Source organism: Aeromonas intestinalis (assembly GCF_054052485.1).
In genome coordinates, this window is the sequence record NZ_JBSTYK010000013.1 from 109802 (window position 1) to 136709 (window position 26908).

A 26908-nucleotide genomic window follows, 5' to 3' on the forward strand; every position below is an offset into this window, starting at 1 on the left:
AAGGGAGGGATGACTATGACCACTCCGGTTTCTGAGTTGCTGGGCCAGGCCCTGCCTCTGCTTATCGTCGGTGCGGGCCAGACCCTCGCCATCTCGTTGCTCGCCATCCTGTTCGCCACCCTGGGGGGTCTGGGTTACGGCGTGCTGGCCCAGCAGGGCGGGCGGCTGACCCAGGGGATACTGAGGGTCTATCTGGAGCTATTTCGGGTGGTGCCCGTGCTGGTGTGGCTCTATCTGTTCTTCTTCGGGCTGCCCATCGTCTTCGGCCTCGATATCCCGGCCTTCTGGTGCGCCGTGCTGGTGCTCTCCCTCTGGGGGGCGAGCGAAGTGGGGGAAGTGGTGCGCGGCGGTCTGAGATCTCTGGCCCGTGGTCAGCAGGAGGCCGGACTGGCCCTCGGCCTCTCCCGCTGGCAGCTCTATCGCTACGTTTTGCTGCCCCAGGCATTGCAACGGCTGACGCCGCCGACCATCAACATTCACACCCGCATCATCAAGACCAGCTCCCTGGCGGTGCTGATCGGGGTGGTGGAGGTGATCAAGGTGGGCCAGCAGATCATCGAGCGCACCTATGCCTCCGTGCTCATCTACGGCCTGCTGTTCCTGTTCTTCTTCCTGGTCTGCTATCCGCTCTCGCTCGCCTCGCGCCGGCTGGAGCAAAAATGGGGTAATGCGGTATGACACCTCTGCTTGAACTCAATGCCATCAGCAAACAATTTGGCCAGCACCGGGTGCTGGACGGGGTCAGCCTCACCGTGAACCCCGGCGAGGTGATCGTCATCCTAGGGCCGAGCGGCTGCGGCAAGAGCACCCTGCTGCGCACCCTCAACGGTCTCGAGTCCATCGTGAGCGGCGAGATCCGCTTCGACGGCGAGGCTCTCGATACCCGCACCGACTGGCAGCGGCTGCGCCAGCGCATCGGCATGGTGTTCCAGAGCTATCACCTCTTCCCCAACCTGACCGTGCAGGAGAACGTATTGCTCGGGCCCCTCCGGGTGCAGAAGCGGGAACGGGCCGAGGCCCTGCTGCAGGTGGAGCAACTGCTGAACCGGGTGGGCCTGTGGGAGAAGCGCCACGCCTATCCGCGCGAGCTCTCCGGCGGCCAGCAGCAGCGCATCGCGATCGTGCGGGCCCTGTGCATGAACCCCCAGGTGATGCTGTTCGACGAGGTCACCGCCGCCCTGGATCCCGAGATGGTGCAGGAGGTGCTGACGGTCATCCGGGATCTCGCCGGCAGCGGCATGACCCTGCTCATCGTCACCCACGAGCTGGCGTTCGCCCGGGCGGTGGCGGATCGCATCGTCTTCATGGACGGCGGCCACATCCTGGAGCAGGCCGCCCCCCAGCAATTCTTCGAGAATCCGAGGAGCCAGCGTGCCCGCCAGTTCCTCGACAAGTTTTCTTATACCCATGTCATCAAGCGAAAGGAGTCAGCATGAAAAAAATCACCTCTGTTCTGTTCAGCGCCCTCATTGGGCTCGGGATCGCCAGCGGCGGCGCCCAGGCGGCGGACGGTTCCCTCGACAAGATCAAGGCCCGCGACAAACTCATCGTCGGGGTCTTCACCGACAAGCCCCCCTTCGGGTATGTGGACGAGAAGGGCAACTACGTCGGCTTCGATACCGATCTCGGCCGCCGTTTCGCCAAGGATCTCTTGGGGGACGAAAACAAGGTCGAATTCGTGGCGGTGGAACCCGCCAGCCGCATCCCCTTCCTGCAGAGTGACAAGGTGGATCTCATCCTCGCCAACATGACGGTGACCCCGGAGCGACGCGAGGTGGTGGACTTCACCAACCCGAACCTCAAGGTCGCGGTACAGGTGCTGGTACCCGAAAAGAGCGCCGCCAAGGGGCTGGATGATCTGGCGGACAAGACCCTGATCGTCACCACCGGCACCACCGCCGATATCTGGCTGACCCGCAATCACCCGGACTGGAAGGTGATCAAGTTCGAGAAGAACTCCGAATCCCTGCAGGCCCTGGCCCAGGGTCGTGGTGACGCCTACGCCCAGGACAACCTGGTGTTGTTCAGCTGGGCCAAGGAGAACCCGGGTTATCGGGTACTGCCCGAGAAGCTGGGCTCGGAAGACCCCATAGCGCCGGCGGTGAAGAAGGGTAACGTCGAGCTGCGTGACTGGGTGAACGATCGCCTCGCCAAGCTGGGGGAGGAGAAATACCTGCTCAAACTCTATGACCAGTACGTGCGCGATCGCCTGAGCGCCGATACCGATCCCAACGACGTGATAGTGGAAGGAGGCAAGTGGCAGGGTTGATCCCCGCCATCCCGAAGCAGTGCTGAGTGTGTGTGATCCTTGGTTCCGTTGGTCCTCAAACCGCAAGGTTTGGCTTTGCAGGCGCCCCCCTCCGGTGGCGCCTTTTTTTGTGAGCGAGTCCCTCAAGCCCGGGCGAGCCCCCTGACGCCTCCTGGCAACTTGCGTATACTGGCGCCTCTTGGCACATGAGGAGATAAGAGCATGGCAAGCGATTGGGACGACATTCTGGCGGGTGGCCCCCTCACCCAGACCGAGGAGATAGCGGGCGATCGCATTCGCGGCCAGGCGCTCTTGGCGCAGCTCAATGCCTCGGCATCCGGGGATCATCCCCTGCGCCAGCGCCTGTGTGGTGAGCTGTTCGGCCACTGCCCAGATTCCTGCTGGATAAGCACCCCCTTCACCTGCGAGTTTGGCCGCAACATCCATATCGGCGAGAAGACCTTCTTCAACTTCAACGTCACCATCCTCGACGTGGGCGAGGTGCACATCGGCAACAACGTCTTGCTGGCCCCCAATGTGCAGATCTACACCGCGACCCACAGCCTGAACCACCTGGAGCGCCGCAGCTGGACCGCCTACAACAAACCGGTACGCATCGGCGATGACTGCTGGGTTGGCGGTGGTGCCATCATCTGCCCCGGCGTCACCATAGGGCCGAGATCCATCATAGGGGCCGGCGCCGTGGTCACCCGCGACATCCCGGCGGATTCCCTCGCCGTCGGCAACCCGGCCAAAGTCATTCGCACCTTGAACCCGGACGAGCCGAGGGATCCGGAACTGACATCATGATCTGGCTCGCCCTCCTGCCCCTCTGCTGGGGCACCTGGCTCGGCATGATGGACGCCAACTGGTGGCCGCTCGCCCTCATCATTACCATGAGCCTGCTGACGGCCCTGGCCTACGCCCACGACAAGCGCCAGGCGGTGCGTGGCGGCTGGCGCGTGCCGGAAGCCCGTCTGCATCTGCTGGAACTGCTCGGTGGCTGGCCCGGCGCCCTGCTCGCCCGCCACTGGCTGCGCCACAAGACCCAGAAGGGAAGCTACCGGCGGGTGTTCTGGCTGATCGTTCTGCTGCACCTGACCCTGTGGGGGCTTTGGGTCAGCAGACCACTCTGGCAAGGGGCCTGAACCGACATCAGCTACAGGTGAAGAGGTCTGAAAAGGTGAGTCTTGTCCCGGCGATGAGCAGCCCGTCGGCTTTCTTGCAGACGGTCATTGCCGCCCTGCATCGGGTGTGAGACAACCATATCCAGCAAGACAGCTTTCCCGCTCTCTCACAGCAAGGAGTCCCCCATGACCATGTGGACAGGCATAGTCCTGATCGTCTTTCTCAGCCTGCTGTTTGGCTATCTCGGCAAGCGCGCCCGCTACAAGCTGGGGGATGGTCGCATCACCGACCGCCTCGGCAAGCAGGACATGATCATCAAGGAGCTGAGTGAGCGCATCGCCAACCTGGAGGCCATCGTGATCGAGGAGGAGAAGCGCCGTCCGTTCAAGGAGCTCTGATCCGGCAAGCCGGGCGGCAAACCGGCCAGCCCCCGGGCGGGCTGGGTGTCCCCCCCGCCCCCCCCCACGCTCACCCGCCTCCTGCCAGGCAAAAACTAAATTCACAGCGGGATCAGCCCCCTGCCATTTTCAGGCTGAATTTTCGCCAAGCTGGCCCATTCCCTGCTCCGTCATGACATCAGTCGTACGGAGAGTGACATCATGATCGCCATCAGCACCCTGCTTCCCCTCGCCTCCCTTGCCCTCAAGCTCGGCAGCAAGCTACTCAGCGATGGCACGCCACAGGCCAAGGCCGAGCCCCCCGTGCAGGAAGAGCGGCTCCCCCCCACGGTGCAGAGCCTGTTCCAGCGGCTGGGAGTCAAGGATGCCAACAGCGAGCAGAACCGCCCCGCCATCAACCACTTCATGGGGGCGCTGATGCAGACCCTAGGCCAGGAGTTCTCGGGCCAGTCCCTGCCCCAGGCCATCGACGCCGCCCGCACCCAGCTGGCTGACGGCACCCAGAGCACTCGCCTCGACGCGCTGCAGAGCGAGCTCGACACCCTCAAGGGCACCCTTGGCAACAGCGACCTCAACCTCGATCAGCTGCTCTACGTCTTCAAACAGACCCTGCCCAACGGCAAGGGGGAAGGCGTCGGCAAGCTGCTCAATGCCAGTGCGTGAGAAAAAATTTACGACAACAACCTTGTTTAACAAGATGATTATCTTTCGTTCAGGCGGCTGAAGACAACAGAAGGGTCTGTGGTATAGTGCAGACTTTTCATACTTGCGGAACTCCGCGTTAATTCGAGTCTTGAGCGATGTTCACACCTTCTGTTCCTGTCCAGCCAAAAGCGTTTCGGCAGGATATTAATGGCCTGAGAGCATGGGCTGTCATAGCGGTTGTGCTGTACCATTTTGGTATACCCGGTTTTTCCGGAGGGTTTGTTGGTGTTGATGTTTTTTTCGTCATATCCGGTTTTCTGATGACTCGGATTATTATTTCCGGAGTAGAACGTGGCCAATTCTCTCTTTGGGCGTTCTACCTTGCCCGAGCCAGAAGAATAATTCCAGCCTTGTTGGTACTATGTGCATCTCTACTGTTAATTGGTTGGTTCTGGTTACCAAGTGCTGACTACAATATGTTGGCAACCCATACTGCAGCAGCCACTGCGTTTCTATCAAATATGCAGTTTTGGCGTGAAGCAGGTTATTTTGATGCTGCGTCACATGAAAAATGGCTGTTGCATACCTGGTCGTTATCCGTAGAGTGGCAATTTTATATACTATTACCATTGGGTATAATATTGGCGTGGCGTTTATTCGGAAAGCGAGGGGTAAAAATAGCCTTGGCCATCATAGGCCTATCTTCTTTTGCACTTTCCATTTATACAACACAACGCTGGCCAAGTGCTGCATTTTATCTACTACCAACCAGAGCATGGGAAATGCTGGCGGGAGGATTCATATGGTGGGCTCTAAAATCAAGGGTCATTCCTGCGCAGCCGGCAAAGATCATGGAAGTTGTTGGCATGCTCATGATAGTGTGTGCCATTGCATTCTTTGATGCCACGATGGGATGGCCGGGGGTTTATGCACTGCTACCAACTGCAGGAGCCATGTTAATACTAGCAGCAGGCAGACAACAGTCGTTGTTCACTAGCAATTTCATCGCCAGACATCTTGGGGCAAGCTCCTATTCTATTTATTTATGGCATTGGCCATTGGTCGTCATATTGAATTATCTTGGGGAAACGAACAACATTACTTTAACAATCTTGGGGATTTCACTCTCAATTATACTTGGTGAGTGTTCATTCCGATTTGTTGAAAACCCAAGCAGGATAAGCTTGAGCAAATTAAGTAAATATAAAGAACCGATTCTTGTCGGTGCCCCTGCAATGCTCATACTCGTTACATCATATGGTATCATTACAACCAAAGGTACCAATTACCCGTGGCGACCGGGCGCTTCATCATTATCTTCAGAGTATATGGATAAATATTCCAGAGATAATTATTTAACCCCCGCCACCAGAGCAGAATATAGATTGGAATGTGACTTTTTTGATGATGAAAAATACATTGCCAAGCATGGCGAAATAGCAACCTCCTGTACCCAGAAACAAGAGGATATGCGTGGAATATTTCTTTGGGGAGACTCACATGCACAAGCTCTATCCTATGGTCTTAGGCAGCATCTTAAAAAAGACACATCATTATACCAAGTTGCAACATCAGCATGTCAGCCACATTTAGGTGGCGACACAGCTACTAAGGGTGAATTCAAACTGGCATGTGACCGTTCCAATGAGTTTGCCTTGCATGAAATAGCTCGTTTAAAACCTGAAGTGGTCATCATGGTTCAAAAAGGCGACCATGATAAGAACAATTACAAGGATATCATTGAACACCTTAACAATATTGGCATAAAACATATTGTTATCTTGGGGCCTGTTCCACAGTGGCAGCCATCGTTACCTAGAACGATTGCCCTTAGACATTTTGCAACAGATGAGGTCAGATTCAACGACAACTCATTTGAACAGTCCCTATTCACTAGTGACCGGAGAATGAAATACATGATGCAAAAACATACGTCAGCCAACTATATATCTTTACTTGACCACCTCTGTGAGGATGGAAAGTGCCTTGCCAAGGTAGATGATACAAATACCCCGTTGGTATGGGACTATGGCCACTTATCTATGTCTGGATCGACTTTTGTTGTGAAGGAAATCCTGCTAAAAGATCCGACATTGAGAATATATCTACAATGATTTTCTAAATAAATGGCAGCCAGTAAGGCTGCCATTTATTTCTAATAAAAATTAAAGCTGCAGATACTATACCGGCGAATCGAGCAGACTTTGCATAGCCGCAGCCAATTCCTCCCTATCCCGTCCTCGTAGAGCCTCTACAGCCCCCAACCTGTCAGCCACACCCTTGTTCTGGCTCAGTTTGAACTTGCCGACCAGCCCGGTTATCTCGATTTCGATGCCGACGACCGCCTGCACCATGGTCTCGAGATAGTCTCGCGGCGCGTCCGCCATCTTCCAAGGGCTGGGTTCGGTCGCCTCGTGGCACCTAGTCAAGCTCGCCAGCAGGCGACGTACGAAGCGGGCATCGTCGCGCACCCGGATGCGACCGTGGGCATGGACTACGGCATAGTTCCAGGTCGGCACCTGTTTGTGATGTTCCTGCTTGCTCGGATACCAGTTCGGGGAGACATAGCCCTCGGCGGCCCGGAAGATCACCAGCACCTCCTGGCCGTCAGTCACCTCCCGCCAGAGCGGGTTGTTGCGAGCCACATGGGCGCGCAAGACGCCATGCTCTCCCTCCCCGGCATCGAACTCGAACGGCAGATGATTGGCATCCAGCCCCAACTCGCCGTGGGTGATCAGGGCCCCCAGCGGATGGGCTTGCATCAGCGCGTGCAGCGCCTCGGGCTCGGTGACGGCAAAATGGGTTGGCAGATACATAAGGGCTCCTTGGTCGATGGTGACGCATCCGTGCGAAGGCCCATTCTTGCGCAATCGAAGTTGGCTGGCGATGGCGCAGCAATAAAAAAGAGGGCCTGAGCCCTCTTCATTTCATCTCGCTCGGCAATTAGCCGCGTTTGGCCAGCCAGGCTTGCGCGGCCACCAGGGCGCCTTCGATCTGCTCGCGGGCGACGCCGCCCTTGGCGACCCGCTTGGCCAGGGTCGCTTCCAGCTCCAGGTTCGGATACACATCCTCCCCCACCACGGGGCTGAAGCGATGGAATTCGGCCAGAGACAGCTCCTCCAGCGGTTTCTTCACACCGATCGCATAGACCACGGTCTCGCCGACGATATGGTGCGCCTCGCGGAACGGGATGCCTTTGGCAACCAGATAGTCTGCCAGCTCGGTGGCGTTGGCATAGCCGCCCTGGGCCGCCGCCTTGGTGCGCTCGCCGTTGACCTTCAAGTCGATCAGTACCAGGGCCGCCATGTCGAGGCAATCGTGCCAGGTGTCCAGGGCATCGAACAGCCCTTCCTTGTCTTCCTGCATGTCCTTGTTGTAGGCCAGCGGCAATGCTTTCAAGCTCATCAGCATGCCCATCTGGGCGCCGACCACCCGGCCGGTCTTGCCACGAATGAGCTCGAGCGCATCCGGGTTCTTCTTCTGGGGCATCAGCGACGACCCCGAGGTGACCGCGTCAGACAGCTCGACGAAACCTGCCTCGCCGGTGTTGTAGAAGATAAGATCCTCGGCAAAACGCGACAGGTGCGCCATGGAGAGCGACGCCACGTGCATCAGCTCCACCACGTGATCCCGGTCCGACACCGAATCCAGGCTGTTGCGGGTCGCGCCGCCAAAGCCCATGTCGAGCGCCAAGGCTTCCCGGTCGATGGCGTAGGCGGTGCCCGCCAGCGCGCCGCAGCCGAGCGGGCTGGTGTCGAGGCGCTTCAATGCATCCTGCAGACGGGAATAGTCCCGCTCCAGCATCTCCACATAGGCCAAGGCCCAGTGGGCGTAGGTGACCGGCTGGGCACGCTGCAAATGGGTATAACCGGGCAGCACGGCGGCCTGATTGGCACGGGCCGAATCGACCAGCCCCTGCTGCAGGGCCGTGATGGAGGAAAGCAGCAGCTCCCCTTGCGCCTTGCACCAGAGTTTGAGGTCGGTCGCGACCTGATCATTGCGGGAACGCCCGGTGTGCAGCTTCTTGCCCAGGGTACCGACTGCGTCGATAAGCTTGCCCTCGACCCAGGAGTGAATGTCTTCGGCATCCGAGCTCAGGATCTGCTGGGGATCCTGCTGCACGGAGGCGAGCAGCACTTCCATCGCCTGTTGCAGCTGTGCCTGTTCGTCACTGGTCAATACGCCGACCTTGACCAGGGCGCGGGCCCAGGCCATGGAGCCCTGAATATCCTGCTCCGCCAGGCGGTAATCGAAGCGCAGGGAGTCGTTGAACTGCTTGAACCTGCTGTCTACGCCCTGACTGAAGCGTCCACCCCAAAGTGCCATACTGCTCTCCTTGAATACGTTGCCGGTAGGCGTCTTGCGCCTGCCGCACTGGCGCGGCCCTTGGCCTGCGCGCTGAAATCTTGCCTTGCTTGGCTGCGAATCTCTCGTCTGACAGAGACTTATCTCACAGCCGCGGCCAAGGCGCTGCCGCTTTCGTCACATACCGCCGCTTATGAGTGAGGGGCCAAGCTGCCATCTATAAGCGAGGGGGCCAAGCCCCCTCACCGGTCATAGCGGTCACCGCACTGGATTAGCCGTGGGTGTGATCCCCACCGATGGCCTGATGCTGCTCCTTCATGGCGCGGATCCGGCTCGCCAGGGTGTAAAGACGGATGAAGCCTTCGGCATGGCTCTGGTCGTACACCTCGTCGGCGCCGAAGGTGGCGAAGTCTTCGGAATAGAGGCTGTTCGGCGACTTCTTCTGCACCGCGGTGACCTGACCCTTGTACATCTTCAGCACCACTTCACCGTCGAGATCTTCGGCGATGGCGTTGGCGGAGGCGACAATGGCCTTGCACAGGGGGGTGAACCAGCGACCGTCATACACCAGGTGGGAGAACTCGGCACCGAGCTTTTCCCGCCAGGCGCGGGTCGGACGGTCCAAGACCAGCTCTTCCACGGCACGCAGCGCGGCAACCATGACGGTACCGCCCGGGGTCTCGTAGCAACCGCGGGACTTCATGCCCACCATGCGGTTCTCGGTGATGTCGATGCGGCCCACGCCGTGCTTGCCGGCGCGCTCGTTCAGGGTCATCAGGATCTGGTGCGGGCTCAGCGGCTGGTCATCCACCGCCACCACTTCACCCTGGGCCACGGTCAGCTTGACGTATTCCGGCTCGTTCGGTGCCTGCTCGGCGGAGACTGTCCACTGCCAGACCGCTTCGGACGGCTCGTTCCAGGTGCTCTCCAGCTCGCCACCCTCGGTGGAGATGTGCCAGGCGTTGGCGTCGCGGCTGTAGATCTTTTTCAGGGTCGCCTTGCAGGGGATGTCGCGGGCTTCCAGGTAGGCCAGCAGATCCTCACGGGAGCGCATGTCCCACAGACGCCAGGGGGCGATCACCTTCAGCTGGGGCGCCAGGGCAGCGACGGCCCCTTCGAAACGCACCTGATCGTTGCCCTTGCCGGTGCAACCGTGGGAGATGGCGTCGGCCCCTTCCGCCAGCGCCGCTTCCACCATGGCCTTGGCGATGATCGGACGGGCCATGGAGGTGCCCAGCAGATAGGTGCCTTCGTAGACGGCGCCGGTCTTCAGGGTCGGGTAGACATACTCTTTGACGAACTCTTCGCGCAGGTCCTTGACGATGCACTTGGTGGCGCCGGAGGCGATGGCCTTCTGCTCGATCCCTTCCAGATCGTCACGCTCCTGACCCACGTCGGCGACGAAGGCGACGATCTCCGCATCGTAGTTTTCTTTCAGCCAGGGAATGATGGCCGAGGTATCCAGTCCGCCCGAGTAAGCCAGTACTATCTTGTTGATTCCGCTCATTTACTTCTCTCCGTGATGATTCGATAAGATGTTGATTCAGGGTCGGTCGCCGCGTTATTTGTGACCCAGCAGGGTCAAGAGCACGGCATTCTGGATATGCATCCGGTTTTCTGCCTCATCCAGGATGAGGGAGGCTGGGCCGTCCATCACCTGGGAGGTGATCTCCAGCTCCCGGTGCGCCGGCTGGCAGTGCAGCACGTGCTGGATGCCGGTCCGGTCGAGCAGGGCCTGGTTGATCTGATAAGGCATGAAGATATCTTTTACCTGCTCCATTGGCGTGTTGTCACCCATGGAGACCCAGGTGTCGGTATAAACCACGTCGAAGCCCTCGATGGCGCCCACGTCATCGCTGATGTGGATGTGCGCGCCGGACTGGGCGGCCAGGGCCTGGGCCTGCAGGAAGATCTGGGTGTCCGGGCCGTGGCCTTTCGGGCAGACCAGGGTCACGTCGGTGCCCAGGGTCGCCCCCAAGAGCAGCAGGGAGTGGCTGACGTTGTTGCCATCGCCGAGATAGGCGAGCTTCACCTTCGACAAATCGCTGTAATGCTCGGCAATGGTCATGAAGTCCGCCAGCCCCTGGCAGGGGTGGTAGAGGTTGCACAGGCTGTTCACCACCGGCACGCTGCCGTGCTCGGCGAGTCCAACAAGCGTCTGGTGATCGAACACCCGGGCGACGATGGCGTCACACCAGCGCGACAGGTTGGCGGCGAAATCCTGCACGGATTCCCGCTTGCCGAGCGCCCCGTTCTGCTGATCCAGGTAGACGCTGTGACCGCCGAGGCGGGCAATGCCGATATCGAAGGTGACCCGGGTGCGCAGGGAGGGTTTCTCGAACAGGGTCACCACGCTCTTGCCCGCCAGGGCCTGGCCATATTTCTTCGGATCGGCCTTGACCGATTTGCCCAGCGCGATCAGCGCCTCGATCTGGGCCTTGTTTAAATCACTGTCTTTCAGAAGGTGTTGCATCGGATTGTCCTTGTCCCGGTGAATGTCAGAGGCAGACCTGGGTGCCGACGGCGCCGCCCGCCAGCAGCTTGAGCAGTTGATCCGGGTAGCGCCAGCTGGCGACGCAGACCGGCTTGCCCAGGGTCTCGGCGGCGTGCAGCGCCGCCTTCACCTTGACCGCCATGCCATCCCGGATGACCCCCTTCTCCATCAGATCCAGGGCGCTCTGCTTGTCCAGCTGCGGCACCAGCTTGCCCTTGCCATCCAGGATGCCGCTCACATCGGAGAGCATCACCAGATCGGCACCCAGGGCCTCGGCAATGGCGGTGGCCGCCTGATCCGCATTGACGTTCATCAGCTGACCCTCGGCGGTGATGCCGATGGAGCTCACCACGGGCAGGAAGTTCTGGCTCAGGATCCCCTGCACCAGGGCCGGGTTGCCCGGCTGGCAGTCACCGACGGCACCGAGATCCGGGTCGAGCTGGGTTACCTGACAGAGGCCGCCATCGGCGAGGCAGAGCCCCACCGCCGGAGTACCGGTGGCGATGGCCTTGGCCATCATCATCTTGTTGGCGGTCCCCGCCAGGGCACCTGCGATGAAGGGGATCTGGTCGAACGGGGTCACCCGCAGACCGTTCTTCTTGGTGGAGGTGAGCCCCAGCCCCTTGAGCAGGTCATCCACCAGGCAGCCGCCGCCGTGCACCAGCACCAGGGGACGGTGCTGTTCATCCAGGAAGGTCTTCAGGGTGGCGAACAGGGCGGTCAGCGCCTCGTCGTTCTCGATCAATGCCCCACCCAACTTGATTACCAGAGTCTGCTTGTCCATCGTCACAATCCTTCCTTAAGTCCTTAAATCAGGCCGGTGGCCGGTTCAAACCCGAATTTGATATTTATGCACTGCATGGCCTGGGAGGCGGCCCCCTTGAGCAGGTTGTCGATGGCAGAGACCACCACCAGCATGTTGCCCTGCTGTTGCCAGGCGATGTCGCAGTAAGGGGTGTTCGCCACCCCGCGAATGGAGGGCATCTGGCCGGTGAGCCGCACCAGAGGCTTGCCTTCATACACCTTGAGGTAGGCCTGATCCACCTGGGTGCCGGTCACGCCATCCGCGAGCTGCACATAGATGGTGGCCAGGATGCCGCGCACATAGTTGCCAAGGTGAGGCTGGAACAGCACCCCCTTGCCGAGGTGATGACTGATCTCCGGCTGGTGCCGGTGATTGAAGGTACCGTAAGGGTTCAGGCTCACCTCGCAGAAGCTGGTGTTGATGGCCGCCTTGCGACCGGCCCCGGAGACCCCGGAGACCGCGTTGATGATGGGCTGCCACTCCTTGGCGATCAGGCCCGCCTGTTGCAGCGGCTTGAGGGCACACAGGGATGCAGTCGGGTAGCAGCCGGGCACGGCAATGAGCTGGGCGCTGTGGATGGCATCGGCATTCCACTCCGCCAGGCCGTAGACCGCCTTGTCCAGCCACTGCTGGCTCTGGTGGGTGAAACCGTAGAAGGAGGCGTAGAACCCCTGATCCTTGACCCGGAAGGCGCCGGAGAGATCAAACACCGGCAGCCCCTTGGCCAGGAACTTGGGCGCCAGCTCGGCGCTCACCTCGTGGGCGGTCGCCAGCAGCACCAGATCGGCCTGGGTCAGGATCCGGGTCATGCCGTCCTCGTCCAGAGGCAGCAGCGGCTGATCCAGCGCGCCGACCCACTGGGGATGGAGGGAGGAGAAGCGCTTGTGCGCATCCTGGCTGCCGGCGGAGACGTAGAGGCCGAACAGCTTGAGTTGTGGATGGTTCTGGACCAGTGCGGCCAGTTCGGCTCCCGCGTAGCCACTGGCACCGACGATAACGGTGTTAAGCATTGTTGAGTATTCCAAGTCTGGGTTTGAAGTTCACAGCGCGATGCTGTGGTGCAAAGGGTCAGCTATCGCCCCTTTGGCACCGTGTGCGGAGGGGCAATTCAGGCGGGTGTGTGTCGTCGGTTACAGATCAGGTGACAGAACATTAACTTTCCCTTACAACTAGAAGCCTTGTCGATGAGCACTCGAAAAGAATATTCATGCACTCACTTTGCATTTGTATTTTCTAACAGAAACATTCCGGGGACGCAAGGAGGAGCTGATGGCCAATTTGGATTTTTTTTCACTTTATAAGAATATTATTGCGATTCCCTCCATCAGCAGCACGGATCCCCGCTGGGATCAGAGCAACGAGGGGGTGATCCGTCTGCTGGCGGACTGGTTCGGTCAGCTGGGGTTTCATTGCGAGGTGACGGCGCTGCCGGATCTGCCGGGCAAGTTCAACCTGGTGGCGACCATGGGTCAGGGTGAAGGGGGCCTGCTGCTGGCGGGCCATACGGATACGGTGCCCTTCGATGAGGGGGCCTGGCGCAAGGATCCTTTCAAGGTGACCGAGGAGGGCAACCGCCTGTACGGGCTCGGCACCATCGACATGAAGGGCTTCTTCGCCTTCATCGTGGAGGCGCTCAAGGAGATCGATCTCAAGACCCTGAACAAGCCTTTGCGCATTCTCGCCACGGCGGACGAAGAGACCACCATGGCGGGGGCCCGCGCCATCGCTGCGGCCGCCGAGCTCAAGCCGGATTATGCGGTGATAGGCGAACCCACAGGGCTGGTGCCCGTGGTCGCCCACAAGGGCCACATGTCGGAGGCCATTCGCATCACCGGCAGGAGCGGTCACAGCTCGGATCCCGCCAACGGGGTCAACGCCATGGAGATCATGCACAAGGCCATGGGCCAGGTGCTGAAACTGCAGCAAGATCTGAAGGACAAGTACGCGGATCATCGCTTCGCCGTGCCCCAGCCCACCCTGAACCTGGGTTACATCCAGGGGGGGGACAGCCCGAACCGCATCTGCGGCTGCTGCGAGCTGCACATCGACATGAGGCCCACCCCCCAGGTCGGGCCGGACGAGCTGATGGGCATGCTCAAAGAGGCGCTCTCCCCCATCGAAATCCACCAGCCGGGCTGCCTGCACCTGCAGCACCTGCACGAGCCCATTCCCGCCTATGCCTGCACCGATGACTCGGATCTGGTGCGCGAGGCCGAGAAGGCGAGCGGCCAGGCCGCGCAATCCGTGAACTATTGCACCGAGGCCCCCTTCATCCAGCAGCTCGGTTGTGAAACCATAGTGCTGGGCCCAGGCCATATCGCCCAGGCCCACCAACCGGATGAGTATCTGGATCTGTCGTTCGTCAAACCGACCACGGCGGTGCTGCAACATCTGATCCGGCGTTTCTGCGTCTGACGGGGACGGAATGTAAGTAAGTTACATGACATGCCGAGGCGGGACAGGTGAGGGAAATACATGTTCTGAATCGGCTTGTTATTTGACCTTGCGCAGACAATCTGGGTAGATTGTCCCCCTAAGATGACGGAGCATATGTTGTAATCGCACAACAATAAATGGGGCAGCCTCTCACCTAGGAAGGTCAGGAGGCACCAACAAAAATAAGGATGTGGAATGAACGAAAAGTACGCCGCTCTACGCGCCAACGTAGGCATGCTGGGCCAGTTGCTGGGCAAGTCCATCAAAGATCATCAGGGACAAGCCTTCCTCGACAAGATCGAAACCATTCGTCAACTGGCCAAATCCTCTCGCAAGGGCAATGAGGCAGACAGGGAGCGCCTGCTCGAGACCCTGCGCACCCTCTCCGACGACGAGCTGCTGCCCGTGGCCCGCGCCTTCAGCCAGTTCCTCAATCTGGCCAACGTGGCGGAGCAGTTCCACACCATCTCCCGCCGCTGCGAAGAGCAGGAGTGCACCCCGGATCCCCTGGAGCAGATGTTCGCCAAGCTGAAAGCGTCCAACCTGTCCCAGGAAGCCATCATCCAGGCCGTGCGCGAACTGGACATCGATCTGGTACTGACCGCTCACCCCACCGAGGTGACCCGTCGTACCCTGATCCACAAGCACGTGCAGCTCAACGACTGTCTGGAAGCGCTGGAGCTGTCCGATCTGCTGCCCCGTGAGCGGGACAAGATCCTCAATCGCATCGAACAGCTGGTCAATCAGGCCTGGCACACCAACGAGATCCGCGAGCAGCGTCCCACCCCGGTGGACGAAGCCAAGTGGGGCTTCGCCGTGGTGGAAAACAGCCTCTGGCCCGCCATTCCCGAATTCATGCGCAATCTGGACGAGCGCCTGCAACACCACCTGGGTGTGCGGCTGCCCCTGGATGCGGCGCCGGTCAAGTTCACCTCCTGGATGGGCGGTGATCGCGACGGCAACCCCTTCGTCACCGCCAAGGTGACCGCCGAAGTGCTGGAGCTGGGCCGCTGGATGGCGGTGAACCTCTTCTACCGCGACATCAAGGAGCTCACCTCCGAGCTCTCCATGGCCGACTGCACCGAGGATCTGCGCAAACAGGTGGGTGACAACCCCGAGCCCTACCGCGCCCTGGTGCGGGAGCTGCGCGAACAGCTGCGCGAGACCCAGGAGTACCTGACCGCCAAGGTGCAGGGTCAGGTGAGCGAGAGCCGGGATCTGGTCAAGACCACGGCCCAGCTGCGCGAGCCCCTTGAGCTCTGCTACCACTCCCTGCACGCCTGCGGCATGGGCAACATCGCCGATGGCATGCTCTTGGACGTGCTGCGCAAACTCGCCTGCTTCGGCATCCATCTGGTCAAGCTCGACATCCGCCAGGACGGCGAGCGTCACGGCCAGGTCTTCTCCGAGCTGACCCGCTATCTGGGCATGGGGGATTACGCCGAGTGGAGCGAGGACGACAAGCAGGCCTTCCTGCTCAATGAACTGAACTCCCGCCGCCCGCTGATCCCGACCGACTGGGAGCCGAGTGCCGATACCCGCGAGACCATTGACACCTGCCGGGTGATCGCAGAGCACGATCCGGATGCGTTCGGCATCTACATCATCTCCATGGCCGGCGCCCCCTCCGACGTACTGGCGGTGCAGTTGCTGCTCAAAGAGGCCGGTTGCAAGTTCCGCATGCCGGTGGCGCCGCTGTTCGAGACCCAGGAAGATCTGATGGCGGGCACCGCCGTGATGGAGCGCCTGCTGTCCGTTGACTGGTATCGCGGTTACATCCAGGGCCGTCAGTACGTGATGATCGGCTACTCGGATTCCGCCAAGGACGCGGGCATGATGGCCGCGGGCTGGGCCCAGTACGCCGCCATGGAATCCCTGGTGGCGCTGGCTGAATCCAACAACCTGCGACTGACCCTGTTCCACGGCCGTGGTGGCACCGTCGGTCGCGGCGGTGCCCCCGCCCACCAGGCGATCCTGTCCCAACCGCCGGGATCCCTGCGCGGCGGCCTGCGGGTGACCGAGCAAGGGGAGATGATCCGCTTCAAGTTTGGACTGCCCAAGGTCGCCATCAACAGCTTGAATCTCTACACCAGCGCTGTTTTGGAGGGGAATCTGCTGCCACCGCCGAAGCCGAAGGAGAGCTGGCGTGCCGTGATCGAGCAGGTCGCCGAGTCCTCCTGCGAGCACTACCGCTCTATCGTGCGCGGCCATCAGGATTTCGTGCCCTACTTCCGCGCCGCCACCCCGGAGATGGAGCTCGGCAAACTGCCGCTCGGTTCCCGCCCTGCCAAGCGCAAGCCGAACGGCGGCGTCGAGAGCCTGCGCGCCATCCCCTGGATCTTCGCCTGGACCCAGAACCGGCTGATGCTGCCGGCCTGGCTCGGTGCCCACAAGGGGCTGCAGCAGGCCATCGACGACGGTCACAAGGCGGTGCTGGACGAGATGAGCCGCCAGTGGCCCTTCTTCCGCACCCGTCTCGAGATGCTGGAGATGGTGTTCCTCAAGGCCGACCTCTGGCTGGCGGAGTACTACGACACCCGTCTGGTCCCCACCGAGCTGTGGGCCCTGGGCAAACAGCTGCGTCAGGAGCTCTCCGACTCCATTCAGGTGGTGCTGGAGCTGCGTCCCCAGGGCGATCTGCTGGATGATCAACCCTGGATCCAGGAGTCCATCAAGCTGCGCAACCCCTACACGGATCCCCTCAACGTGCTGCAGGTCGAGCTGCTGGGGCGCTCGCGCAACCACGCCGAGACCCTGCATCCCGAACTGGATCAGGCGCTGATGGTCACCATCGCCGGTATCGCCGCCGGCATGCGCAACACGGGCTGAGAACGCGCTGTCGACCTCACACCCATCAGATTGAGAGGGCGCCCACGGGCGCCCTCTTTCATGCCTCACATCAGGATGAACAATCCTCCCGATCGCGATGGCCCTCTGACACACTAATGGGGGCTAGCCGCTCACCACGACATCATCTCCCGCCAGCAAGACGAGGATGAATTCATACGAAGCCTTTAATCTATTAGGTAGAACAACACCCAGCCCCGGGGGGAAATTTGCTTGTATCACAAGCCGTTACAAGCCGAACTCGGGCTGATATATTGGACCATGGGTGTCAAAAGGGATGGCTGGGCTTTATATGTTAAAGTCGGTTGCGAGCAATAAATGGATCTATATCGGCAGCATGCTTTCCCTGCTGTTCTTTGTCACCATCGGCCATTCTCTGGCCTTATCCAACCAGAGACAGCAACAACTGGATTTTTCCCGGTTGGTCCTCGACAACTCGGAGAGAATATCGCAACAGTTGGCCGATTCACTGCGGGCGGTGAATCAGGCTGGACTCGTCGAGTGCACAAAACCCGTTCTGGATAAAATAAGGGTCATTGCCTCCCGATTTCCCTATGTGGGGGATATCGGCATCATCCAGGATGAAAAACTGGCTTGCAGCGCAGACTGGGGAATATTGGTGAACCCGGTGTCTCTGCCCCGCCATAGTTTCCTGACCACCTCGGGTTTTGAAATTTACATCAAGCCCACCTCACTGCTGCCATCCAATGTGGTCAGGGACATGACCCGTCTGGGCAATACCGTCGCCTTCACCTCCGAATTGCTCACTCATCAGGTCTACCAGGGGCCGGAGGGCGTCACCTATGAACTGGTCACCCAGGATGGGAAGAACGCCTTCTTCAAGTTGCTCGACATGCCTGCCGGCGGCAATAGTCTGACCACCCTGTCCACCAGGCTGTGCAGCGAGCAGTATGATTTTTGTGTCATCACCCACAATGAACGTGCCGGCCTGCTGGCTTACAAGGCGGCCCCCCTCACCTTCTACATACTCTTCTCCCTGTGCCTCGGGGGGCTCATCGCCTTTGCCACAACCAGTTTTCAGGAAGAGAAGAAATCCCTCGAATTCAGGCTCAAACGGGCAATACAGCGCAACGAACTCTATCTGGAATACCAACCCGTGGTGCATGCCCACCAGCACAATATCGTTGGCATGGAAGCCCTGTTGAGGTGGAACGATGACCTGTATGGTCAGGTCTCACCCGAGTTATTTATTCCAGTCGCCACCAAGCTCGATATCTATGGGAAAATATCCACCTTCATTGTCAGCAGGGCGCTGGATGAGGTGCATGAGCTGCTTGCAAAAGATGAAAAGTTGACGATTTCATTGAATGTCAGCACCTATGAAATCAACGCCCCGGATTATCTCGATCTGTTGCAGGCCCAGGTCCTCCGATATGATCTGAAACCCACCCAGATAAAGCTGGAGATCACCGAGCGCATCAATGAATACCATCAAAAAATAGCGGACTTCACCACCTCGGCACGAGAGAAAGGGTTCAAGATATCGCTGGATGACTTTGGTACCGGCTCATCCAATATTCTCTGGCTGACCGCCATCGACTTCGATGAAATCAAGCTGGACAAGATCTTCATTAATGGCCTGCACGAGGAACTGAAGAAAGATCTCTTCACCTCCATGCTGCAAGGCATCGCCAAATTGAACAAGCAGATCGTCTTTGAGGGGGTCGAGAGCCCCCACGAATTGAGGCTGATCGAGTCATTCGACAGACATGCCCTGATCCAGGGCTGGGTGTTCTACAAAGCAATGCCTGTCAAGCGACTCGCCCAGGCCATCCAGGAACGCAACCACCCCGGCCACGTGGCATCCCGTATCGGTTGACGATGACCATCCACCAGACGGGGAGGCTATGACACCCGGTTGCGCCCCCGCCGCTTGGACTCATAGAGGTGCTGATCCACGCACTGGATCCAGTCATCCATGGAGTGGTAATCGGGCAGGAAGGGAGACAGACCGATGCTGATGGTCACCGGGATACCCATCCCCTTATAGCGAAAAGCGTGTTGCTCTATCTGCATGCGCAGATGCTCCATGAGAGACGTCGCCTCCTCGAGAGCCACGTTACGCAGCAGCAAGATGAACTCCTCCCCACCGAAACGGGCCGCCAGATCCTTGTCTTTGGCCTCCTGCATCAGTAGCCGGGCCAGCTCCCGCAACACGGCATCGCCGGCGAGATGCCCGAACTCGTCATTGATCTGCTTGAAAAAGTCGATATCGATCAGGGCCAGGCAGCAGTTTCTTTCTTCCGCATGCGCCAGAAGATGGGCCAGCAGCTGCTTCCCTTGATTGAAGAAATGGCTGCGATTGGGTAGATGGGTCAGGAAGTCATGCTCGGCGTTGAAGCGCAGCTCCTGCTCCATCCGGCTGCGCTCCTCCTCCAGGTTGCGCGCATGGATAAGGGTACCCAGGGCCGTGGTGAGGGGCTCGAGCAGGCTTACCAGGCTCTCATCGAAGCCGCCGGGCCGGTTGGCCAGGGCGATCATGCCGATGGCCTCTCCCTTGTGGCGAATGGGAATGCCGAGAAAGCTGTACAGGTGGGGATGGCCGCGGGGGGACGAGCCGCGACTGGCCGGGTGACTCGGCAGATCGTTGCAACACACGAGCGTGTTGTGGGTCACCACATGGCCAAACAGGTTGTCGAGCTTGTTGAAGATGAGCCCTCCCCGGCTCTGGCGCTGCTGCTCATACCAGGCATGGGTGGCCTCGTCCCAGGAGAGATTGGAGATGGAGGGCACATAGAGGCTGGGTTGGCCCTCCTCGTGCTGGACGATGCCGATGAAACCGTAGGCACTCATGCTCACGCTCAACAACCGCTCGAAGATGGTGTCGCAGGCCGAGCCCAGATTGCGATCCAGCAGAAAGCTCTGGTGGGCTGCCACTATGATGTCGAACATCTGGCTCTGCAATGCCACACGCTGCTCCGCCAGCACCTCCTGGGTGATGTCGTGGATAAGCTTGATCACCCCGAGCGGGGTACCCCTCTCATCGGTGATCGGCGTATAGGTGGCGTGGATCCAGAGGCTGCTGCCGTCTCGCAGAACCCGACGAAAGGCCCCGCCGTGGATCTCGCCCCCCAGCACCCCCTGCCAGAAGGCCTCATGGCCCTCCTGCAACTCGGCGGGCACCAGCAGCCGGTGGGATTGGCCGATCAGCTCCTTCAAGCTGTAGCCCAGGATGGCACAAAACAAGGGATTGGCTGACACCATGCGACCATCGAGATCGAACTCGACGATGCCATAGGCACGATCGAGTGCGGTCAAACGCGCCTGGTCATCGTGACGACCGAAGGGCTCTGCATTGGGGAGATTCATCACTGAACTATTCATCACGGGCCGGGATTCCTTTCGCTCGCCAGGATTGCAACTCTTCCAGTATAGGCATCAGAGCCCGGCGGGGATCCGGAGCGGCATTCCCGCACTCACCCGGCATGGCGGTGAATTGACCTGACCCCTTGCCATGCCGACGTCTCGGGCGCAGACTGTCTGGCCTTGTCCCGGCTCGAGGAACCCCGATGACCCCCGCTATCAACCTGCTGAAAAAGCTCAAGATCCCCCACAAGCTCTACCCCTACGAGTGCGAGGCCCACGACGACTTTGGCAAACATGCCGCGACCCAGCTCGGCCTGCCGGAGGCGCAGGTATTCAAGACCCTGATCGCCCACCACGACAAGCAGGCGGTGGTGGCCATCGTCCCTTCATCGGGCATGTGCAGCCTCAAGCAACTCGCCAAGGCGGCGGGGCTCAAGAAGGTGGAGATGATGAAGCCGGCGGAGGCCGAGAAGCTGACCGGCTACAAGGTTGGGGGTATCAGCCCCCTGGCCCAGAAGAAGTTGCTGCCCACCGTGCTGGATGACTCCGCCATGCTGTATGACGAGATCCTGGTGAGCGGCGGCAAGCGCGGCCTCTCGGTGGGGGTGGCGCCTCAGGACATGTTGACCCTGATGAAATGGATTGCCGCCCCCATCGGCGAGCATCACGACTAGATCAAGGCGTGAATGAAGAGAGGCCCCGATATCGGGGCCTCTCTCGTGTTATCACCAACCACGCTGATAGATCTGGATGCCTATTGGTCGCCGTTTCGCACGGCGGCAGTGAGATCGGAGAGGCGCACTCTCTGGTGCCCCGCTTCGTCGAAGTTCTCATCCGTCAGCCAGCGATCGAAGGCCGTTTTCAGGGCCGGCCATTCGCCGTCGATCACCGAGAACCAGGCGGTATCGCGGGAGCGCCCCTTGTCCACCCGCGCCTGACGGAAGGTGCCCTCATAGCTGAAGCCAAGGCGCAGCGCCGCATGACGGGAGGGCCAGTTGAGATCGTTGCACTTCCACTCATAACGGCGATAACCGAGCGCGAAGGCGTTGCCCATCATCAGCGCCATGGCGGCGGTGGAGAGGCGGGTGCGCTGCATGGCGGGGGAGAAGTGCAGCCAACCCACCTCTATGCTGCCGGCTGCGGGGTCGATGCGCAGATAGCTGGCCAGCCCCAGCGCCTTGCCGCTCTCCTCGTCCACAATGGCGTAGAACTGGGGATCCGCCTTGGCGGCGCTCTGTTGCAGCCAGGCCTGCATGGCCGCCTCATCCTCGAAGGGACCGCTGGTAAGATAGGTCCACATGGCCCCGCTGTCGGCAGCAAATGCCTGCCAGAGCGAGCCGCTGTGGCGCGCGGGATCCAGCGGCTCAAGGCGGCAACCCCAGCCGCGCATCACCGCCTTGGGGGGGAACTCGGCCCCCGCCCAGCCCGGCACCTCGGCGCCAACCGGCTGATCGAATTCGTTCAGAAATGGCTTAGCAGGCACAGGCAATCCCTCCTTCCAACAAGACTCCTGCATCGCTGCCGGTGGCGACGGCGAAGCCGTCCTGACGCCACCAGTGCAGGCCGCCGATCAGCTCTTTGACCTGAAAGCCCAGCGCCGCCAGCTTGTAGGCTCCCTGGGTCGAGCCGTTGCAGCCGATGCCGTCGCAATAGCAGACATAGACCTTGTCCTTGGGCAGGTCCGCCGTGCTGGCGGCGTTCATGGTGCGATGGGGGAAAGAGACTGCCCCCGGAATGTGCCCTTCGGCGTAGTGGGCGGGGGAGCGGGTGTCGATGACCACTATCTTCCCCTCCTCACCCGCCTCTCCCTTAAGCAGATCCGCGGCCAGATCCGCCGGATCGGTGCGGTATTTCAACTGTGCCTCGAAAAACGCACTGGCCTCCATCGGGCTCGCGACCCCGGTACTCATTACCTGACTCATACTGCCTGCTCCTTGCGACTCGTGTCTGATCCCGGCCATGACGGCTGCCCGCACCGACCAGGTTTTGATCTCTGTGGTAACGGTGGTTCTCACCGCCGATTAACGCCTGATCTCGGTGGTCACGATGGTTCGCACCGAGTTCGCGATAAAACACTCCTCGTGGGCCTGATGATGCAACTGCTCCAGCTCGGGCATACCCGGCTGACGCTCGCCACCGAAGACGATGAGCGGACGCAGCCTGACCCGGGTGACGGACTGGCGACCGCACTCGTCCGCCTCCATGATGCCGATCGCCTCGTCCTGATAGCTCTCCACCCGATAGCCCGCCCTGGCCGCCAGCCAGAGGAAAGTGAGCATATGACAGCTGGAGAGCGCCGCGACGAAGGCCTCCTCGGGATCGACATTGTCCGCCACCGAATAGGGCAAGGGCACCACATGGGGAGAGGAGGAAGCGGGCACCCGCACGCCGCCGTCAAACTCCCAGCTGTGGGCCCGACTGTAACGCTGATCCACGAAGGCTTCATCCTCTCCCCGCAGCCAGCTGATGATGGCGCCAAACTCCGACATAACGACTCCCTATGGTGGCTGATGTCCCGATGATGGTTCCAATGTAGCGGCACAATGGCCTTGCCACCCCGACCAATTTTGCCAATATAAGCAGACCAATTCCGATCGCTAGCTGGAGCCCGCCATGACGGTCCTGCCAACCTTGTTCGCTCACCACCGCCATGGGGATCTGCCGCTTCATGAACAGCTGGTGCGCACCCTGCGAGAAGCCATCCTCGCGGGCCACCTGCCCCAGCACAGCCGACTGCCCGCGAGCCGGCTGTTGGCAAGCGATCTCGGCATCTCCCGCAGCACGGTGGAGCTCGCCTACGGTCGGCTGGAGTCGGAGGGTTATCTGGTACGCAGGGTCGGGGCTGGCAGCTTCGTGGCGCTGGCGGCAGTGAGACCCGCCCCGCGCCCGCCCCAGTCGGCAGCGGGGCTCTCGCGCCGGGGCCAGGAGATGGCCGCAGGCAGCGCCTGCCCGGAGGTGCCGGAGGTGGGCAGCTCCTTTGCCTCCAGCCAGCCGGATCCTCGTCTCTTTCCCCAGGCTCTCTGGGGCCGTCTGATGCAGCAGCAGTGGCGCAAGCACGCCGGCGACTGGATGAACTACGGGGAGCCGCAAGGCTTGCCGGAGCTGCGCGCCGCCATCAGCAGCTATCTGGTGCAATCAAGGGGCGTGGTGTGCGAGGCGGATCAGATCCTGATCCTCACCAGCTCCCAGCAGGGGATCATGTTGGCGACCCAGTTGCTGATCGACGCAGGAGAGTGCGTCTGGGTGGAGGATCCCGGCTACCCGGGGGCACGCACCGCCATGGAGAGCGCCGGCGCCCGCATCCACCCGGTGCCCGTGGACGAAGAGGGGATGAATCCAATCGGAGAACACCCCAGACCCAGACTCATCTACTGCACCCCGGCCCACCAGTATCCCCTGGGGGTGCCCATGAGCCTGACGCGGCGCATGGCGCTATTGGCCGAAGCCGAGCGGCAGGGAGCCTGGGTGCTGGAGGACGATTACGACGGGGAGTATCAGTACGATCAGCGCCCGCTCCCCGCCCTGCAGGGGCTGGATGGACAGGGGCGGGTCATCTATGTGGGCACCTTCAGCAAGGTGCTGTTCGGTTCCCTGCGCCTCGCCTATCTGGTGCTGCCGCGTCCGCTGATGGAGGCCTTCAGCCGGGCCCGCGCCGCCATCGATGGCCATAGCAACCAGTTGCAGCAGGCGGTCACGGCTGATTTCATCCGCGCCGGTCACTTCGCCGCCCACCTGCGCCAGAGTCGGCTCGTCTACCAGAGTCGGCGGGATCTGCTGCTGCGCGAGCTCGCCGAGCATTGCCCCACCCTCACCCCCATCCACAGTGGTGCCGGCCTGCAGTGCGCCGTACTGCTGCCCGCCGGTGGCGAGGCGCGCTGGACAGACGCCGCCAATGCCCTGGGGCTGGGCGTTCGCCCCTTGGGCCAGTTTCACCTCGGGGCCCCCAGCCGGGAAGGCTGGCTGCTCGGTTTCGGTTGTCTCGACAACCAGACCCTGCGTCGGCTCTGTCGCCGGTTGGGGGAGCTGATGAGGGCCAATCCGCTCCCGACACTGGCGAGCACTCTCCCCCGTCCACCCCGAGCCGACAGACTCAGGGAGTCGTGATCGGCTCCTGACTCTCCCGGCACAATTCGAGCCAGGCCTCGGCGGTGCGGGAGAGGTAACGCCTGGCGGGCCAGATAACCCCGAGCCGCCAGCTGAGTTCAGGCTTCAGGGGCCGCAGCACCAGGCCGTCCGGGGTCAGCCGACGGCAGATGGGTTCGGGCAGGAAGGCGACCCCCATGCCGCTTCGCACCATGGCGGTAAGGAAATCCCACTGGCTGCTGCGCGCCGCCACCTGGGGAGTGAAGCCCGCCTGCAGGCAGGCCTGCTCCAGCCGCTCGCTCAGGGTGAAGGCCTGGGTGTAGAGCAGGAAGGGTTCTTCTCTCAAGTCCCCCAGCCGGATTTCGGCCCGCGCCCGCCAGCGAGGGACGTCCGGCAGCACCACCTGGATGGGATAGCAATCCAGTTCCAGGGTGCTCAGGGTTCCCTCCTCCTTGGTCGGCAGCATGGTGATGGCGAGATCCAGCTCCCCCTCCAGCACCGCCTGCTCGATGCGCCGTCCGCCGTACTCCACGATGGAGAGCTCCACCTTGGGGTAACGGCTGCGATAGGCGCGGATGAGATCCGCATAGACGTGGCCCACCATGGGGGGGATGCCGAGGGCGAGGCGACCGTGCTGCAGACTCTGCAAGTCGGCGAGTTCCGCCTCCATCTGCTGCATCTGGGCCAGCACCAGCTGACCATGGGTGAACAGCACCTGGCCGCTGTCGGTGAGGGTGAAGCTGTGCCCCGAGCGACTCAGCAGGGGCTGGCCCAGCTCCTCCTCCATGTTGCGGATCATCTTGCTGATGGTGGGTTGGGTGACGAACAGCTTCTCGGAGGCGCGGGTGAAACTCTGCTCACGCACCAGTTCGACGAAGTAACGCAGGGCTCGGATATCCATGGCGGGGCTCGTGATGATGACGTTCAAACAATGCCAATATGGCATGTTTTTCATGATTTAAATTCATTTTTTGCAGGTTTGTCTCCCTCTTATACTGTGAGCAAGTTCACAGACAGGCATCCATCATGAAAACCTTCTGCCTTCGCTGGTTGCAAACGCCCTTCCAGATTGCCCTGCTCGCCGCCATCTGGCTGCTGGCGGATACCGCGGTTCGCACCCTGCATCTGCCCTTGCCCGCCAACCTCACCGGCATGCTGCTGTTGCTTGTCTGCATTCTGCTGGGCGTGGTCAAGGCCCAGTGGTTCAGCGCCGGCGCCCGCTGGTTGCTGGCGGAGATGCTGCTGTTCTTCGTGCCCGCCGTGGTGGCCGTGGTCAACTATCAGGATCTGCTGCTTGAAGAGGGGTGGCGCATCATGGTCGTGCTGGTGATCAGCACCATTTTGGTGCTTGGTACTACCGCATTGGTGGTGGACAGAGTCTATCGCTTCGAACTCATGCTGGCCCGCCGGAGTCGCCGCCATGTCTGATACCCTGCTCGGCCTGCTCTGCTTCGCCCTCACCCTGCTGTTCTACTACGCCAGCAAGTGGCTCTATGCCCGCAAACGCATACTGCCGCTGATGCCCCTGCTGCTGGCCCCCGCCCTGCTGGTGGCCGTGGTCATGCTGTTCCACATCCCCTATCAGGACTACATGGCCGAATCCCACTGGTTGCTCTGGCTGCTGGGACCTGCCACCGTCGCCTTCGCGGTGCCCGTCTACGAGAACCGCCAGCTGATGCGCCGCCACTGGCTGTCGCTGTCGGTGGGGGTCATCGCCTCCGTCATCATGGCGGTGGGCAGTACCGTGCTGCTGGCCCGCTGGCTGAACCTGTCCGAGCTGCTGCAACGCAGCATGGCCATGCGCTCCATCACCACCCCCTTCGCGGTGGAGGCGACCCGCTCCATGGGAGGCAATGCCGATCTCACCGCCCTGTTCGTGGTGCTGACCGGGGTGATCGGCATGGCGGTCGGCGAGAGCGTGCTGGCGGTGCTCGCCATTCGCAGCCGCCTCGGCAAGGGGGCAGGCTTCGGTGCCTCCGCCCATGGTGCCGGCACCGCCCGGGCCTATCAGATGGGCAACGAGGAGGGCGTGGTCTCCAGCATGGTGATGATGATCGCCGGCATGGCGACCGTGCTGCTCGCCCCCCTGTTGGGCAGGCTGTTCTGGTAATACGGCCACGCTTGCGACATGAAACGAGAAGAGGGGGGCGGGGGGGGGGGGGGGTGATTTGTGGGGGGCGGGCCAAGCAGGG

General features: G+C 61.0%; 26 protein-coding genes. 15 read left to right on the forward strand and 11 right to left on the reverse strand.

The window, feature by feature from the left end; translation table 11 throughout:
* Positions 1-15: 15 nt before the first annotated feature.
* The 8 genes from ACW5W7_RS16495 to ACW5W7_RS16530 all read left to right on the forward strand — a co-directional run bounded on the left by ACW5W7_RS16495 (position 16) and on the right by ACW5W7_RS16530 (position 6533).
* The gene (locus ACW5W7_RS16495; RefSeq protein WP_434668318.1) at positions 16-678 is read left to right on the forward strand and encodes an ABC transporter permease subunit; all 663 of its coding nucleotides are present in this window, start codon (positions 16-18) and stop codon (positions 676-678) included.
* Entirely contained in the window at positions 675-1436 is a 762-nt protein-coding gene (locus ACW5W7_RS16500; protein WP_456502400.1) for an amino acid ABC transporter ATP-binding protein, read from the forward strand. The genes ACW5W7_RS16495 and ACW5W7_RS16500 overlap by 4 nt, the downstream gene beginning before the upstream one ends.
* Positions 1433-2269, forward strand: a complete 837-nt coding sequence (locus ACW5W7_RS16505) for a transporter substrate-binding domain-containing protein (protein WP_456502401.1) — start codon at positions 1433-1435, stop codon at positions 2267-2269. Before ACW5W7_RS16500 ends, ACW5W7_RS16505 begins: the two co-directional genes overlap by 4 nt.
* Before the next feature lie 201 nt (positions 2270-2470).
* Entirely contained in the window at positions 2471-3058 is a 588-nt protein-coding gene (locus ACW5W7_RS16510) for a sugar O-acetyltransferase (protein WP_456502402.1), read from the forward strand.
* Positions 3055-3396, forward strand: a complete 342-nt coding sequence (locus ACW5W7_RS16515; protein ID WP_456502403.1) for a DUF1294 domain-containing protein — start codon at positions 3055-3057, stop codon at positions 3394-3396. The genes ACW5W7_RS16510 and ACW5W7_RS16515 overlap by 4 nt, the downstream gene beginning before the upstream one ends.
* A 165-nt stretch (positions 3397-3561) precedes the next feature.
* Positions 3562-3774, forward strand: coding sequence for a hypothetical protein (locus ACW5W7_RS16520; RefSeq protein WP_456502404.1), 213 nt, complete (start codon positions 3562-3564; stop codon positions 3772-3774).
* A 201-nt stretch (positions 3775-3975) separates the two neighbouring features.
* A complete protein-coding gene (locus ACW5W7_RS16525; protein WP_456502405.1) occupies positions 3976-4437 on the forward strand; it encodes a hypothetical protein in 462 nt (153 codons plus the stop codon).
* Positions 4438-4574: 137 nt separating this feature from the next.
* Positions 4575-6533 carry an acyltransferase family protein gene (locus tag ACW5W7_RS16530; RefSeq protein WP_456502406.1) on the forward strand — a complete coding sequence of 653 codons (1959 nt, stop codon included), beginning with the start codon at positions 4575-4577 and terminating at the stop codon, positions 6531-6533.
* A 66-nt stretch (positions 6534-6599) separates the two neighbouring features.
* On the opposite strand, the gene ACW5W7_RS16535 is transcribed toward ACW5W7_RS16530, so the two are convergent.
* The 6 genes from ACW5W7_RS16535 to argC form a co-directional block, all read right to left on the reverse strand.
* Positions 6600-7235, reverse strand: a complete 636-nt coding sequence (locus ACW5W7_RS16535) for an FMN-binding negative transcriptional regulator (RefSeq protein ID WP_456502407.1) — start codon at positions 7233-7235, stop codon at positions 6600-6602.
* 127 nt (positions 7236-7362) lie between these two features.
* Positions 7363-8745, reverse strand: coding sequence for an argininosuccinate lyase (argH, locus tag ACW5W7_RS16540; protein WP_456502408.1), 1383 nt, complete (start codon positions 8743-8745; stop codon positions 7363-7365).
* A gap of 250 nt (positions 8746-8995) precedes the next feature.
* Positions 8996-10231: an argininosuccinate synthase gene (locus ACW5W7_RS16545; RefSeq protein ID WP_349920955.1), complete on the reverse strand. Its 1236-nt coding sequence runs from the start codon at positions 10229-10231 to the stop codon at positions 8996-8998.
* Between the two features lie 54 nt (positions 10232-10285).
* On the reverse strand, positions 10286-11197 hold the full coding sequence (locus tag ACW5W7_RS16550) for an ornithine carbamoyltransferase (RefSeq protein WP_349920954.1): 912 nt from the start codon (positions 11195-11197) through the stop codon (positions 10286-10288).
* Between the two features lie 25 nt (positions 11198-11222).
* Complete coding sequence (gene argB / locus ACW5W7_RS16555) at positions 11223-12002, reverse strand: acetylglutamate kinase (RefSeq protein WP_349920953.1); 780 nt, start codon at positions 12000-12002, stop codon at positions 11223-11225.
* 23 nt (positions 12003-12025) lie between these two features.
* A complete protein-coding gene (argC, locus tag ACW5W7_RS16560; RefSeq protein ID WP_456502409.1) occupies positions 12026-13033 on the reverse strand; it encodes an N-acetyl-gamma-glutamyl-phosphate reductase in 1008 nt (335 codons plus the stop codon).
* Between the two features lie 259 nt (positions 13034-13292).
* Here argC and argE point away from each other — a divergent pair, with 259 nt between their 5' ends.
* From argE to ACW5W7_RS16575, 3 genes are all read left to right on the forward strand, one after another.
* A complete protein-coding gene (argE, locus tag ACW5W7_RS16565) occupies positions 13293-14438 on the forward strand; it encodes an acetylornithine deacetylase (RefSeq protein ID WP_456502410.1) in 1146 nt (381 codons plus the stop codon).
* 216 nt (positions 14439-14654) lie between these two features.
* Positions 14655-17288 (forward strand): phosphoenolpyruvate carboxylase, encoded by a 2634-nt coding sequence (ppc, locus tag ACW5W7_RS16570; protein WP_434665557.1) that lies wholly within the window; start codon positions 14655-14657, stop codon positions 17286-17288.
* Positions 17289-17571: 283 nt separating this feature from the next.
* Positions 17572-19146 (forward strand): EAL domain-containing protein, encoded by a 1575-nt coding sequence (locus ACW5W7_RS16575; RefSeq protein WP_456502411.1) that lies wholly within the window; start codon positions 17572-17574, stop codon positions 19144-19146.
* 26 nt (positions 19147-19172) lie between these two features.
* Here the strand turns inward: ACW5W7_RS16575 and ACW5W7_RS16580 are convergent, their stop codons facing one another.
* Positions 19173-20651, reverse strand: coding sequence for a diguanylate cyclase (locus ACW5W7_RS16580; protein WP_434668314.1), 1479 nt, complete (start codon positions 20649-20651; stop codon positions 19173-19175).
* Between the two features lie 185 nt (positions 20652-20836).
* On the opposite strand from ACW5W7_RS16580, the gene ybaK reads away from it, so the two are divergent.
* A complete protein-coding gene (gene ybaK / locus ACW5W7_RS16585; RefSeq protein ID WP_349920948.1) occupies positions 20837-21307 on the forward strand; it encodes a Cys-tRNA(Pro) deacylase in 471 nt (156 codons plus the stop codon).
* A gap of 80 nt (positions 21308-21387) precedes the next feature.
* Here ybaK and ACW5W7_RS16590 read toward each other — a convergent pair whose 3' ends face one another.
* The 3 genes from ACW5W7_RS16590 to ACW5W7_RS16600 all read right to left on the reverse strand — a co-directional run bounded on the left by ACW5W7_RS16590 (position 21388) and on the right by ACW5W7_RS16600 (position 23122).
* The gene (locus ACW5W7_RS16590) at positions 21388-22116 is read right to left on the reverse strand and encodes a GNAT family N-acetyltransferase (protein WP_456502412.1); all 729 of its coding nucleotides are present in this window, start codon (positions 22114-22116) and stop codon (positions 21388-21390) included.
* Entirely contained in the window at positions 22106-22555 is a 450-nt protein-coding gene (locus ACW5W7_RS16595; protein ID WP_456502413.1) for a rhodanese-like domain-containing protein, read from the reverse strand. Before ACW5W7_RS16595 ends, ACW5W7_RS16590 begins: the two co-directional genes overlap by 11 nt.
* 99 nt (positions 22556-22654) lie before the next feature.
* Entirely contained in the window at positions 22655-23122 is a 468-nt protein-coding gene (locus tag ACW5W7_RS16600) for an OsmC family protein (RefSeq protein WP_456502414.1), read from the reverse strand.
* A gap of 124 nt (positions 23123-23246) precedes the next feature.
* Between ACW5W7_RS16600 and pdxR the strand changes: the two genes are divergently transcribed.
* Positions 23247-24737, forward strand: coding sequence for a MocR-like pyridoxine biosynthesis transcription factor PdxR (gene pdxR, locus ACW5W7_RS16605; protein WP_456502415.1), 1491 nt, complete (start codon positions 23247-23249; stop codon positions 24735-24737).
* On the opposite strand, the gene ACW5W7_RS16610 is transcribed toward pdxR, so the two are convergent.
* Positions 24724-25617, reverse strand: a complete 894-nt coding sequence (locus ACW5W7_RS16610; RefSeq protein WP_456502416.1) for a LysR substrate-binding domain-containing protein — start codon at positions 25615-25617, stop codon at positions 24724-24726. The genes pdxR and ACW5W7_RS16610 overlap by 14 nt on opposite strands.
* A gap of 125 nt (positions 25618-25742) precedes the next feature.
* Here ACW5W7_RS16610 and ACW5W7_RS16615 point away from each other — a divergent pair, with 125 nt between their 5' ends.
* Together ACW5W7_RS16615 and ACW5W7_RS16620 are read left to right on the forward strand one after the other, a co-directional pair.
* A complete protein-coding gene (locus ACW5W7_RS16615; protein ID WP_349920942.1) occupies positions 25743-26144 on the forward strand; it encodes a CidA/LrgA family protein in 402 nt (133 codons plus the stop codon).
* The gene (locus ACW5W7_RS16620) at positions 26137-26826 is read left to right on the forward strand and encodes an LrgB family protein (protein ID WP_456502417.1); all 690 of its coding nucleotides are present in this window, start codon (positions 26137-26139) and stop codon (positions 26824-26826) included. The genes ACW5W7_RS16615 and ACW5W7_RS16620 overlap by 8 nt, the downstream gene beginning before the upstream one ends.
* Positions 26827-26908: the final 82 nt, after the last annotated feature.

Coding starts and splice junctions, on each gene's coding strand:
- pdxR (WP_456502415.1), top strand. CDS start 23,247: ATGACGGTCCTGCCAACCTTGTTCGCTCACCACCGCCATGGGGATCTG.
- ACW5W7_RS16610 (WP_456502416.1), bottom strand. CDS start 25,617: ATGGATATCCGAGCCCTGCGTTACTTCGTCGAACTGGTGCGTGAGCAG.
- ACW5W7_RS16510 (WP_456502402.1), top strand. CDS start 2,471: ATGGCAAGCGATTGGGACGACATTCTGGCGGGTGGCCCCCTCACCCAG.
- argC (WP_456502409.1), bottom strand. CDS start 13,033: ATGCTTAACACCGTTATCGTCGGTGCCAGTGGCTACGCGGGAGCCGAA.
- ACW5W7_RS16500 (WP_456502400.1), top strand. CDS start 675: ATGACACCTCTGCTTGAACTCAATGCCATCAGCAAACAATTTGGCCAG.
- ACW5W7_RS16580 (WP_434668314.1), bottom strand. CDS start 20,651: ATGAATAGTTCAGTGATGAATCTCCCCAATGCAGAGCCCTTCGGTCGT.
- ACW5W7_RS16545 (WP_349920955.1), bottom strand. CDS start 10,231: ATGAGCGGAATCAACAAGATAGTACTGGCTTACTCGGGCGGACTGGAT.
- ACW5W7_RS16525 (WP_456502405.1), top strand. CDS start 3,976: ATGATCGCCATCAGCACCCTGCTTCCCCTCGCCTCCCTTGCCCTCAAG.
- ACW5W7_RS16620 (WP_456502417.1), top strand. CDS start 26,137: ATGTCTGATACCCTGCTCGGCCTGCTCTGCTTCGCCCTCACCCTGCTG.
- ybaK (WP_349920948.1), top strand. CDS start 20,837: ATGACCCCCGCTATCAACCTGCTGAAAAAGCTCAAGATCCCCCACAAG.
- argH (WP_456502408.1), bottom strand. CDS start 8,745: ATGGCACTTTGGGGTGGACGCTTCAGTCAGGGCGTAGACAGCAGGTTC.
- ACW5W7_RS16520 (WP_456502404.1), top strand. CDS start 3,562: ATGACCATGTGGACAGGCATAGTCCTGATCGTCTTTCTCAGCCTGCTG.
- ACW5W7_RS16505 (WP_456502401.1), top strand. CDS start 1,433: ATGAAAAAAATCACCTCTGTTCTGTTCAGCGCCCTCATTGGGCTCGGG.
- argE (WP_456502410.1), top strand. CDS start 13,293: ATGGCCAATTTGGATTTTTTTTCACTTTATAAGAATATTATTGCGATT.
- ACW5W7_RS16495 (WP_434668318.1), top strand. CDS start 16: ATGACCACTCCGGTTTCTGAGTTGCTGGGCCAGGCCCTGCCTCTGCTT.
- ppc (WP_434665557.1), top strand. CDS start 14,655: ATGAACGAAAAGTACGCCGCTCTACGCGCCAACGTAGGCATGCTGGGC.
- ACW5W7_RS16515 (WP_456502403.1), top strand. CDS start 3,055: ATGATCTGGCTCGCCCTCCTGCCCCTCTGCTGGGGCACCTGGCTCGGC.
- argB (WP_349920953.1), bottom strand. CDS start 12,002: ATGGACAAGCAGACTCTGGTAATCAAGTTGGGTGGGGCATTGATCGAG.
- ACW5W7_RS16530 (WP_456502406.1), top strand. CDS start 4,575: ATGTTCACACCTTCTGTTCCTGTCCAGCCAAAAGCGTTTCGGCAGGAT.
- ACW5W7_RS16615 (WP_349920942.1), top strand. CDS start 25,743: ATGAAAACCTTCTGCCTTCGCTGGTTGCAAACGCCCTTCCAGATTGCC.
- ACW5W7_RS16595 (WP_456502413.1), bottom strand. CDS start 22,555: ATGAGTCAGGTAATGAGTACCGGGGTCGCGAGCCCGATGGAGGCCAGT.
- ACW5W7_RS16535 (WP_456502407.1), bottom strand. CDS start 7,235: ATGTATCTGCCAACCCATTTTGCCGTCACCGAGCCCGAGGCGCTGCAC.
- ACW5W7_RS16600 (WP_456502414.1), bottom strand. CDS start 23,122: ATGTCGGAGTTTGGCGCCATCATCAGCTGGCTGCGGGGAGAGGATGAA.
- ACW5W7_RS16550 (WP_349920954.1), bottom strand. CDS start 11,197: ATGCAACACCTTCTGAAAGACAGTGATTTAAACAAGGCCCAGATCGAG.